The following is an 11499-nucleotide window of genomic DNA, read 5'->3' as shown; positions in this document are numbered from 1 at the left end:
ACCAAGAGGAGAGCACGGAAATGTCGAAACACCAGTTTCAGACCGAAGTATCCCAGCTTCTGCATCTGATTATTCACTCGCTCTATTCACACAAGGAAATATTCCTGCGGGAGCTTATATCCAACGCTTCGGACGCACTGGACAAACTGAAATACCTTACCCTTACCCAGGACGAGTTCAAGAAACTCACCTTTGATCCCCGGGTGGACATCAGTTATACCGAGGGTGACAAACCGACCTTGACGGTCTCCGATAACGGAATCGGTATGAACGAAGAGGACCTGGTTGAAAACCTGGGAACCATCGCCCGATCCGGGACCAAAAACTTCCTGGGCAAGCTGACGGGGGACGCCAAAAAGGATTCCAACCTGATCGGTCAGTTCGGAGTGGGATTCTACTCCAGCTTTATGGTAGCCGACTCGGTGGAGGTTATCTCCCGCAAAGCCGGTGAGGATACAGCCTATAAATGGGTTTCCGACGGCAAGGGCGCCTACGAGATTACCCCGGCGGAGCGGGAGAGTTTCGGGACCACCGTTACCCTGCATCTGAACGAAGAGGGCAAGGAGTATACCGGCCGCTGGCAGATCGAACAGGTAATCAAGAAGTATTCCAACCACGTGGCCTTCCCTATTTTCCTTCACTATACCGCCACCGAATACGAAGGGGAAGGGGAAAAGCGGAAGGAAAAGAAGGAGCAGAAGGTCGAACAGATCAACTCCGCCTCCGCCATGTGGAAGCGTCCCAAGTCGGAACTCAGCGATGAAGATTACAAGGAGTTTTACAAAACCCTTACCCATGACTACGATGAGCCCCTGTTCTGGCTCCACACCCAGGCCGAGGGGACCCAGGAATACACCACTCTTTTCTATGTACCCAAGAAGGCGCCCTTCGACCTGTACCAGGCTGACTACAAGCCCGGCGTCAAACTCTACGTAAAACGGGTATTCATTACCGACGACGAAAAAGAGCTGCTGCCGGTTTACCTGCGTTTTGTACGGGGAATAATCGACTCCGAAGACCTGCCCCTGAACGTCAGCAGGGAAATCCTGCAGCAGAACCGGATCCTCTCATCCATAACGGGTTCTTCCGCCAAGAAGCTTCTCTCCGAGTTTCAGCGGATCGCCGAGAACAATCCCGAGATGTACACCGAGTTTATCGAGCAGTTCAACCGTCCTTTGAAGGAGGGGCTCTACTCCGACTTTGCCAACCGGGAGACTTTGCTCGAACTTGTACGTTTCAAGTCCACCGAGGTCGAGGGCTACACCAGCCTGAAGGCCTACAAGGAACGCATGAAGGAGGATCAGAAGGGGATCTACTACATAACCGGCGAAAAAGAAGAGACCCTGCGGAACTCTCCCCTGTTGGAAGCCTATAAGGCCAAGGGCATCGAGGTTCTTGTAATGGACGATGAGATCGATGAAATCGTGGTGCCCTCCATCGGCAAGTACGAGGAGATCGACCTGAAGGCGATCAACAAGAGCGGTTCCTCCGACGACCTCAAGACCGAGGACGACAAGAAGAAGGAGAAGGAGATAAAGCCCCTGATCAAGAAGATCAAGGACGCCCTGGGAGACAAGGTAAAGGATGTAGTCGCATCCAGCCGGCTCTCTGATTCCCCCTCCTGCATCGTCGCCGACGAATCCGACCCCTCCATGCAGATGCAGCAGATGCTGAAGGCCATGGGGCAGAAGGATCTGCCGGAGATCAAGCCGATCCTGGAGATCAACCCGGACCATGAGATCGTTAAAAAGCTGGAGGCAAAAAAGGACGACAAAGCCCTGGTGGAGGACGTGGCCACCCTGCTTCTGGAGCAGGCCATGATGATCGAAGGGGCGGAGCTGAAAAAACCGGCGGAGTTCGTAAAACGCCTCAACCGGATAATGAACATGGCTCTGTAATACAGCTGTTAAAAAGAAAAAAGAAATAGAAACAGGATGGGGAGGATACTAAAGATCGGGATATATATTATCCCGGCTATTCATCATTCCCATCCTGTTTATCTTTGTTCCAAATATAAAATTATATTTTTAATGCCGCTATTATGTCGCAGGCTTCCCGGATATCCTGGGAGCTTACCTCCATGCTGGTTACGAATCGCAGCCGGTTGCCGTCGCCGGAACAGAGGACGCCCTTCTTTTTCAGCGCCGACGAGACCGCCGCGGCGTTCCCATCGGGGATCGTCGCAAAAAGGATGTTCGTCTCGACGCTGTCAGGATCCACCTTTGCCCAGGAGACGTTGTTCAGGACCTCCGCCAGTTTCTTTGCGTTCAGATGATCCTCCCGGAGCCTGTCAATGTTGTGCTCCAGGGCATAAAGACCCGCCGCGGCCAGGATTCCCACCTGCCGCATACCGCCGCCCAGCATCTTCCGGATCCGCCGCGCTTCGTCGATGAACTCCGAATCTCCGCACAGAAGGCTCCCCACCGGTGCGCCCAGTCCCTTGGAGAGGCAGAAGGTTACCGTGTCCACGTAGGAGCAGATCTTTTTAACCGGGATTCCCGTATGCACTGCCGCATTGAATACCCGGGCGCCGTCCAGATGAACGGGGATGTCGTGCTTTTTTGCAAAACGGTGAATTGCAGATAGCTCATCCTCCGTCCAGCAGGTGCCCCCCTCCTTGTTGTGGGTGTTCTCGATCTCGATAAGACCGGTCCGGGCCATATAGTAGATGTCCGGCCTCAGATGGGGGCGGATCGCTTCCGGTGTCAGGATACCCCGTTCCCCCGGTACAGGACGGGGCATGACGCCGGCAATAGTCGCGGCTGAAGCAAGCTCGTAATGCATTATGTGGCTGTTTTCGTGAAGGATCACCTCGTTGCCCCGGCCGCACTGTACGTAGAGGGGTATCAGGTTGCCCATGGAGCCGGAGGGCACAAATAGGGCCGCCTTTTTTCCGGTCATTTTTGCGGCGGTCTCCTCCAGCAGATTGACGGTGGGATCCTCACCGTAGACATCGTCCCCCACCTCGGCCTTGTGCATGGCCTTGCGCATCTCGCCGGAGGGACGGGTAATTGTGTCGCTTCGCAGATCATAGATTTTCATAGCATAAACTCCTTGTATCTCAGGTGTAGAGTGAACGTAAGAGGGGAAAAAACTGGGGAACCGTAACCGCCACAACCTCGGCATCCCGAATGGCGATGGGACGTTCCGCCCCAAGGGCCCCGACGGCCATGGCCATGGCGATACGGTGGTCCCGATGACTCCATACAGTCCCGCCTTTAAGGGGGGAGTGCCGTATTACCAGCCCGTCGGAACGTTCCTCGATATCGGCGCCGCATTTGGAGAGCTCTTCCCGCATGACGGCAATGCGGTCGGTCTCCTTGAGCCGGGCCTGGGGAACATTGACGAGTTCCGTCGTACCCCGGGCGTAGCAGGCGCTTACCGCCATGGCGGGCAGGGCATCGGGGATGGCGTTCATGTCGATGACCCGCCCTTCCATGGCCTTTCCGGAGATTGTGATGGCCCGTTTCTGAATTGTAACGGCGCAGCCCATGCGGGCCAGGATTTCCGCCACCTCCTTGTCGCCCTGGGGATCATTCATGTGCAGGTTTTCCAGGGTTATGGTCGATCCGGTAATGGCCGCGGCACAGAGAAAAAAGGTGGCGGTGGAAAAATCCCCGGGAATCAGACTTTCGAAGGCGGAGTAGCGTTGTCCTCCGAAAATCCTGAACCTGGCAAAACCATCGTTCTCGTAACGGATACCCTGGCGGTCCAGCCAGTCCAGGGTCATTTCCACATAGGGTTTCTCGTGGAGCAGGGGGACCTCTATCTCAGAATCTCCCTCCGCCAGGGGCAGAGCCAGGAGAAGACTGGAGAGATACTGGCTGGTGGGACATTCAATGCGTGTTTTTCCCCCCTTCAGGGGGCCCTTTATGCGTATAGGGGCGGACCCGTTTTTCTTTACGCTGACCGCATCGGCCCCAAGGTCGCTCAGGGAGCTTATCAGGGGCTGAACAGGCCGGGAGCGGATCTGTTCGTCCCCGGTCAGGACTATCTTCTTTTTCCCCAGAGCCGCGGCTCCCGCCCCCAGGTACAGGGATGTCCCGGAGTTTCCGACATCAATCTCGTCTTCGACGGGTTTTACAATCCCCCCGGTCCCCTGTACGCGCCAGGCGGAATCCTCCTCGGTAATCTCCGCCCCCAGGGCGCGGCAGAGGACAATGCAGGAGCGGGTATCCGAGGAGTCCAGGGGCGACGAGAGCAGGCTTTCCCCCTCCGCCAGGGAGGCGATCAGCAGCGCCCGGATAGTGTGGGATTTGGAGCCCGGAATGGTGATTGACCCCTCCAGGGACTCAACGGGAAAAACTGTCTGAATCATCCGCCACCTCGTCTGTTATCTGCGTCTTCGATTCTACCAGAGGGGGGGTGTGAGGGTCAAAGAGGTCTGTTTGAGGGCAGCTCTTTTTCTGTTGTATATTCGGGGCTATACTATGGTAAACATGCAGGAGGTACCCATCGCTGTGCCGAAACCACAGGAGAGACCCTACACCTACACCGACTATGTCGCCTGGCCGTCTGGATGAACGGGGGGGGCCCACGGAGCCCCGGACCCTGCCGTGGAGCTGCTGTCTGAATCCACCGGCTATAAAGACCAGACCGCAAAGCTGAACCTCTATGAAAAAAAAATACGGAGTCCGGGAGTACTGGCTGGTTAACGGCGAGGTTCCCTGGATCATGGTCTATCGTCTGGGACCGGCGGGCAAGTACGGAAAGCCGGATTATTACCAGCCCGGGGAAATGAATCGCTCCTAGGTGCTGGATGGTGAAGGAATCCCTTTAGACTTCATCGTATTGTCTCTCTGAACAATTTTACCTGCAACTCTTTTTACCAACGTGAATTGGTATTTTTATTTTGAAGTGTTATAATTACATTGTCGACTAAAAAGTGTCGATACAAATAAAACGTGATCCAGTTGCCATTAGATTCTGCTTCTTTAGATCAACCGACGGCAGCACCGTGCCTTTCTCAGGATCAATGGGAGCAGCCTTGTGAAGAATTTCCTATATATGCTTCTGATCCTTCTGTTTTTTTTCGGGTGTAACACTTCTCCGCCGGATGATGGAGGAATTACCGTTTATGTGGCCGGTTATTATGATACCGGCCTCAGCTATACGGCTGCCGCCTACTGGACCGACGACGGGACGACCATAACGCGGGTCGATCTGGATGTTCCCACGTTGAAAGATTCCCAAGCCACGGACATTTTCATCACCGACAGCGGCAGCATCTATATTTCGGGATATTATATCAACGCATCGGATATACAGGTGGCTGTTTACTGGAAGGACGGGGTGCAGAGCGGCGACCTCAGTAATCCCATGACTAATTCTGCCCAGGCTTCGGGGATAACCGTGGATTCCGGAGGGACAGTATATGTGTCTGGATACTATTGGAATCTTTCTGAATACAACGCTTCAGTATACTGGACTGACGACGGATCAATAAGTGAGACAGTGCTCGGCAGCGGAATTAATGCAAGAGCAACTGATATTATTCTTGACGGATCTTCAGTCTATGTTTCAGGTAAAACTGTGAATAACTACGCTGCCTACTGGTTGGACAATTCATCCGGCCTTGCCGAATTGGACACTACCATTACATCGACTGCCCAGGGAATCTTTCATGATGGAACCAATGTTTTCATAGCAGGGCGATACCAATCAGGAACTGCCGCTTACTGGCAGACTGACTCGTCGACACGAACCGATCTTGTTTCACCTGGTGGGCATGCCTACGGTATATGGGTCGATGACGGCAGTGTCTATGTGACTGGGGACTATTTTGTCAGCCTTACATATGGCAATCGTCGTGCAACATGGTGGCTCGATGACTCATCACCGCAGGCCGAGCTTGTTGGTGAGGACTCCAACTACGCGACTTCCGCCTATGACATCACCGTAGACGGCTCCGATATCTATGTGTCTGGAACGCAGACTACTGCAACAGTTACCGAAGCCATCTACTGGAAAAACGGCGCTGTGGTCCCCCTGGAGTCGGGAACCGAATCCAGAGCAAACGCGATTTATCTGGCGCAATGATCCGCTTTTGTCTATATTTATGGTAATATCAATGTTGTTTTCTGAAGAGGCTGAGTATGTATGTGAAGAAGAGAATATCTAGATTATTCCCTTTGGTATTGGTTTTGTTTACAATCGTGGCGTGCCAGATGCCCCTGGACGAAAGCTCCGACGCCGGGGCAACGGGGAATACGGTCTTTGTTCTTCCGCCGGACCAGATAGAAGACGAAGCGCGAACCGGCCGGGATGATTTTACTTTCGAAACCTTGCTGAGCTCCTCGGTCGAGCTTGATTTCAGGCTTTACGAAGGTAGTGGCGGTGAAAATCCACAGCCCTTGGACTTTTCCTTGAGTCTTCCGGATGATATTCCCTTGATTTTCCTGAGCTTCTGGGATCAGGGAGGGAATCGTCTTTACTCAACCTCGGTAAAAGCCGACGAGGTAGTGAAAGCCGAATTGGTTCTGCCGGCGGCGCCGAAGGTGTATCAGCTCAAGATAGAAGCCGAAGGGTATGTCTCACGGACGATATCGATTGATGATATGGCGGCTTTCTCGCATATCCGCCGCACCGTCTCCATGGTTCAGTCCTCATCAGGCAACTCGATAAGCCTTTCAGCAGGTGCTAGGGGTATCGGACCTATGCGGGACAGTGATGGTGACGGTGTTCCCGATAAATATGACGAATTTCCTGACGATCCTGACTCAGCCTTTGTCATGAATATACCTGCGGACCAGAATATTACCATCGCATTCGAAGATCTCTTCGGACAGGCCAACGCGGGAGACGCTGATTATAACGATTTTATCGCAAACTATAATATTCAGGAAATCTTGGATGCCGAAGGCAGGGTTAAACGGCTTATCATCCAGGCGAAAGCGCTGCAGAAGCTGGCCGGATATAATCATGCTTTCGGGCTCCGTATTGACTCTTTTGAGGGGAAAGCAGCTCTCAGTGGAACATTTATCAATAGCGGCGGCAATGAAGCCAGGCTGGCCCGCAGGGTCGGAGCTCCCGCGGAGATAGTGCTTTTCGCACGTACGGATAAAGCGCTAGGAAAAGAGGCCTACTTTGTACTGGATTTTGATTCTCCTCAATACTTCTTGGATGATGCTGCACCGGAGGGAACGGCACTTCTTTCCCGGCCTCCATTCAACCCCTATCTGTATGTGTACGATACTCGCCATGATATACATCTGGCGGATGCTGAATCTCTCAGCAGGTCAATAAACCCGGAAGTTCGATTTATCGACGATGATGGATTTCCCTGGGCTCTGTTAATTCCCATAGACTGGGTACATCCGGATGAAGGTCAGCGCATTGAGGAGCTCTACCCTGATTTTACTGATTGGCGCTTAAGCGGAGGTTTAGAGGCCAGGGATTGGTATGAAAATCCCTATGATCCTAATGATCCGGGAGAAGAAGCGTTAAAAGCCTACATTGCAGGTAATTATACGCCAGACTCCTATTCCGTGGCGGCGTACTGGATCGCAGAAGATACCACCGTCAATCGAATTGACTTGCACCCTTTGAGTGCATCCAAAGCTACTGACATACATGTCGACGGCGATGGTAATGTTTACGTATCAGGATTTTATCGGGATTCCTCGGGTCGTGATGTGGCCGTTTACTGGAAGAACGGTATTGCCGGCAGTGATCTCGCGGTCAATGCGCGGGCCACAGGGATTATCGTCGATACCGAGGGCACGGTGTACGTCTCAGGCTATTATTGGGACGGCTCCATGAGTACAGGGGCTGTCTACTGGAGCGACGACGGCGCTGTTTCGGAATTCGAGTTGCAGCGTGGCAGCTACGCAAGAGGCACGGATGTTCAGCTGGACGATGCGGGAAGAGTCTATGTGTCGGGTGTTTCGACTTCGCAGCTGGCGGTTTACTGGATCGATACCGCAACGGGTTTGAGCATACTCAGCGGAGGAGCCGGTTCCAATGCCCAGGCTATCTATCATAATGGAAACAATGCCTTCATCGCCGGACGCTACAATACGGGAACGGCAGCGTACTGGCGGGAAGGTGTATCGACGGAAATACAGCTGAACAGTGTCGGTGCCCAGGCCAGCGGGATCTGGGTAGATTCGGGTAATGTGTACGCAGCCGGATCCTACTTCGATTTGGACCTCCCCGGCAAACGGGCGGCCTGGTGGCTTGATGACAGCTCTGTCCAGACCGACCTGTTTGGTGAGGATTCCAGTTTTCCCACCAGTGCCACTGGTATTGCCGTGGATGGCTCCGACGTTTATCTGGCTGGAACTCAGACGACGGAAGCTGCGACTGAAGCGGTGGTCTGGAAGAATGGAGTAGCCACAGTACTTGAACCGGATGTAGTCTCCGAAGCTGTCTCCATCTTTCTGGCTGAGTGAATATTGGGTTCCAGGTGAGTCCGGAATCAACGATACTCCTCTTCCTTAGACCCCCATGTAAATCCTTTTCTCAAGTTACCCCTTTATGGAGGGGTAACTTGCAATTTGGAAAAGATTGTTTTAGAAAAAAATCGAAGAGTATGATAAATTCAAATCGCTGTATTACCTATATTTAGAAAGAGGAAAAACGTGTTGCTTGACCGCAGAATATCTATTGTTCTTCTCCTGGTTGCATCGATAATCTTTCCCTGTGTTTCTGTCTGGAGCCAGAGCAATATCCCTGCGGAACCCAACAACTGGCTGCAGCAAGCGGCTACTCTGGGCTCTGGCAGCGCTGACCTGTTTGCCGTTGTCTTTTTCGAAGTTCCCTCCGATGCGGTAGCGGACGACGAGTTTATCTATATCGGAATTAACGACGCTGGCTCCGACGGTGCAGTACCGGACCAGAATTCAGGTTCCACCGATTATTACCTTTTCGGAGGAACCGGAGCTCTGACCGATGCAAGTTCCCGGCAAAGAATATTTGGCTCTCTGGGAGAAACCCAGGCTGGCCGACAGCTCGGGTTCTTTACTGCCGACAATACGGCTAATTATAACATCACCGGCAGCGAGAGTTCTCACTGGACCTACTTCGGCGGAGTGAAACTATCCGACGGGGAACAGCTCGGAACCAAGGTCTACTTCAAGGTCGTCGTCGACGCGGCTACCAATGGAGGCAACTATAAAAATGCGTTTCAGCTGGATCTTTCCCGTTTCAGCAGCGGGGTACCGACCCAGATCAGCGGAGTGCGGAGCTTTGCTTATTCCTGGCCCATCTATAACGCGGAGACCGGTGACGGAGCACCGGACTGGACGATCTATCCCTTTGTATCCAACGCTATGGACGGCGAAGATCTGGGAGTACACGGCTGGGACTTCGACAGTACCGGTAACACCGCCGATCTGTACAATAAATCCACTGTACTGGTTATCAATGGCACCAGTCTGGATGGAGGCGCGACAAATTTTCCGGACGACGTTACGGAAGCATACCATACGATTACCACAATAGAAACCAACGGGTATTGGCGTATGGAACTCACCGAGGGCTCCGGTTCTGGATACCAGGATGCCGCCGAGATCTTTTTCTCCCTGGATAACGGATCGACGGCGGCGGCCTTCGACGCCAATGACGGTGTGGTACGGGCTTACGGGGCTGAATCTCCTGTATCGACGAATCCGGATTATGTAGCAGTTACCGCCGAAGACGGTATTGCTGTGAACAACGGGACCGACATAGAGACGGTTACCCTGCAGATCGTTGACTCTTCCGGGACACCTCTTCCGTATTCCATGTCCATCACTGTCAATGTGGGTGGCAGCGCGACGATCGATTATGTAAACGGCGGGGCGGTAGCTTCGGCGCAGAGCCAATCGGTTACAACAGATAGCGACGGACTGGCGACAGTCGGTGTCGTCGGCTCTGCAATTGAAATCGTCAATGTAACGGTGGACATCTTTTCGAGCGCCAATGAGACAGCTGCGATCTCCTTCGAAACGGATCCGGAGCCCCGTCTGGAGACCGCCGGCAATACCGAAATCGATCTCAGCACCACGGCAACTCTGCCGCGGGTAATCATAACAGAGACCGGAGGCTCGACGGTTATTACCAGATCCGGCGGAACGGAAACCCTGCAGCTACGCATCCCTGGCGGGCTGGATGCAAGCTTCGCTGCCTCCGCCCTGGACTTTGCCATCGGCGGCGGGGACATTAGCGCCGCCTCGTACACGAATGCAGGTGGGAGTATTATCACAATAGAACCATCTGCGACATTCTCTGTCGGTGATATCATGACCATCGACGGTATACAGGTGACGGCCGGGGCAACCGAGACCGCGGGATACCTTGAGCTTTCTTATGACAACGGTTTAAGCTGGAATGTTGTCGATACCGCCCAGATAAGCACTGTTTCCGCTTTGACAAACAGCTACGTCTGGACCGGTGCTGCAGGTTCTACGATATTCAATGATAACGCCAACTGGAGCCCCGTCGGAGTTCCGGGGGGAGCTGATTCCGCCTATATCCCGGCGTCGCCGGCTCTGCCGGTCTGGCCCGACCTCGATAATGGAAGCGTCAGTCCTACTGTTGGGCAGCTTATTATCGAGGCGGGGGCAAGCTTCGATGTCGGCAATCAGAATCTTACGCTCAATCAGGGACTGTTTGTCGACGGTGCCCTCACTGCAACCGCGGGAACCTTATCCGTCGGCGACGATACCGCCGGCGGAGGGTCGATTACCGCGGGCAGCGGCAATATTACCTTTTCGGGGGATCTGGGTATTGATACCTATAGCGCCACCAGTGGCATAACCTATATAGGTGGAGATTTTGCCCCGAGCACCTTCTCTCACAACAACGGCACCGTTGAGTTCGATGGAAACGGAGGCCAGACAGTCATTTCCGGTGGGAACTCTTTCGATTCCGTGGTTCTCAACAAGACCGCCGGTTCCATTAGCTTCCCGGACGCTCTGACCATTTCAACGGGATTGAGCGTCGGCGCCGGCGTGGCCTTCGATTTGAGCTTCAATGACAGCACAGGTGCCCAGTCAACCAGCATCGCCGGAGCCACAACCTTGGGTAACACCGGATCGATTTCCTTCGGCAACGCTGGAGGTGACGTTGTTAGCTTTGTTGACGGGCTGACAGCTGTGTCGGGTGTAAAATCCCTGGCGGGATCAATCCTGAGTGAGGGCGGGGCCATAAATCTGGACACTACTACCCTGAGCTTGACGAACACCGCCGTTATCGATACTACGTCCAATGGCAATCCCGCCGGAGCGAACCTGACTTTTGCCGAAATAACTGGCGGCTATGGCCTGACGATAAACGGGGGAACTGGAGGAACGGTGAGTTCTTCGGGTAACTGGGGTACGACAGCCGACCTTTTGAGCCTCGATTTGGATGCTGCAGGTTTTTCTCAAGGAGGGTTCATCGAGGCGGTCGGTCTTGTTGATATCAACGGGATCGCGAATAATCCAATTTCTATTGGATTCCCAATAACAAGCACTGGCGGGAACATCGTCATAAGCGGAACCGGAGCGGTGGACATCAACGGGGCGGTACTTGCTT

Annotated in this window: 7 protein-coding genes; 5 read left to right on the top strand and 2 right to left on the bottom strand. The window is 53.6% G+C overall.

Features of this window, described 5'->3' with window-relative positions; all coding sequences use genetic code 11:
- Positions 1-20: 20 nt before the first annotated feature.
- Positions 21-1898: a molecular chaperone HtpG gene (gene htpG / locus B4O97_RS07165; RefSeq protein ID WP_083049581.1), complete on the top strand. Its 1878-nt coding sequence runs from the start codon at positions 21-23 to the stop codon at positions 1896-1898.
- Between the two features lie 121 nt (positions 1899-2019).
- Here htpG and ltaE read toward each other — a convergent pair whose 3' ends face one another.
- On the bottom strand, positions 2020-3042 hold the full coding sequence (gene ltaE, locus B4O97_RS07160; RefSeq protein WP_083049580.1) for a low-specificity L-threonine aldolase: 1023 nt from the start codon (positions 3040-3042) through the stop codon (positions 2020-2022).
- A gap of 19 nt (positions 3043-3061) precedes the next feature.
- Positions 3062-4318, bottom strand: coding sequence for a 3-phosphoshikimate 1-carboxyvinyltransferase (gene aroA, locus B4O97_RS07155; protein WP_083049577.1), 1257 nt, complete (start codon positions 4316-4318; stop codon positions 3062-3064).
- Positions 4319-4614: 296 nt separating this feature from the next.
- Here aroA and B4O97_RS19315 point away from each other — a divergent pair, with 296 nt between their 5' ends.
- The 4 genes from B4O97_RS19315 to B4O97_RS07140 form a co-directional block, all read left to right on the top strand.
- On the top strand, positions 4615-4752 hold the full coding sequence (locus B4O97_RS19315) for a PDDEXK family nuclease (protein WP_143305593.1): 138 nt from the start codon (positions 4615-4617) through the stop codon (positions 4750-4752).
- A gap of 237 nt (positions 4753-4989) precedes the next feature.
- The gene (locus B4O97_RS07150; RefSeq protein ID WP_143305591.1) at positions 4990-6039 is read left to right on the top strand and encodes a hypothetical protein; all 1050 of its coding nucleotides are present in this window, start codon (positions 4990-4992) and stop codon (positions 6037-6039) included.
- 128 nt (positions 6040-6167) lie between these two features.
- A complete protein-coding gene (locus tag B4O97_RS07145) occupies positions 6168-8393 on the top strand; it encodes an LruC domain-containing protein (RefSeq protein WP_158084198.1) in 2226 nt (741 codons plus the stop codon).
- Between the two features lie 189 nt (positions 8394-8582).
- Positions 8583-11499 (top strand): beta strand repeat-containing protein (locus B4O97_RS07140; protein WP_408606629.1); only part of this gene is annotated, 2917 nt, incomplete at its 3' end.

Origin of the sequence: Marispirochaeta aestuarii, from assembly GCF_002087085.1 — a bacterium.
In the GTDB taxonomy this organism is placed as follows: domain Bacteria; phylum Spirochaetota; class Spirochaetia; order JC444; family Marispirochaetaceae; genus Marispirochaeta; species Marispirochaeta aestuarii.
The sequence above is the reverse complement of the archived record's forward strand: the minus strand, read 5'-3'. Positions and strand labels throughout refer to the sequence as shown.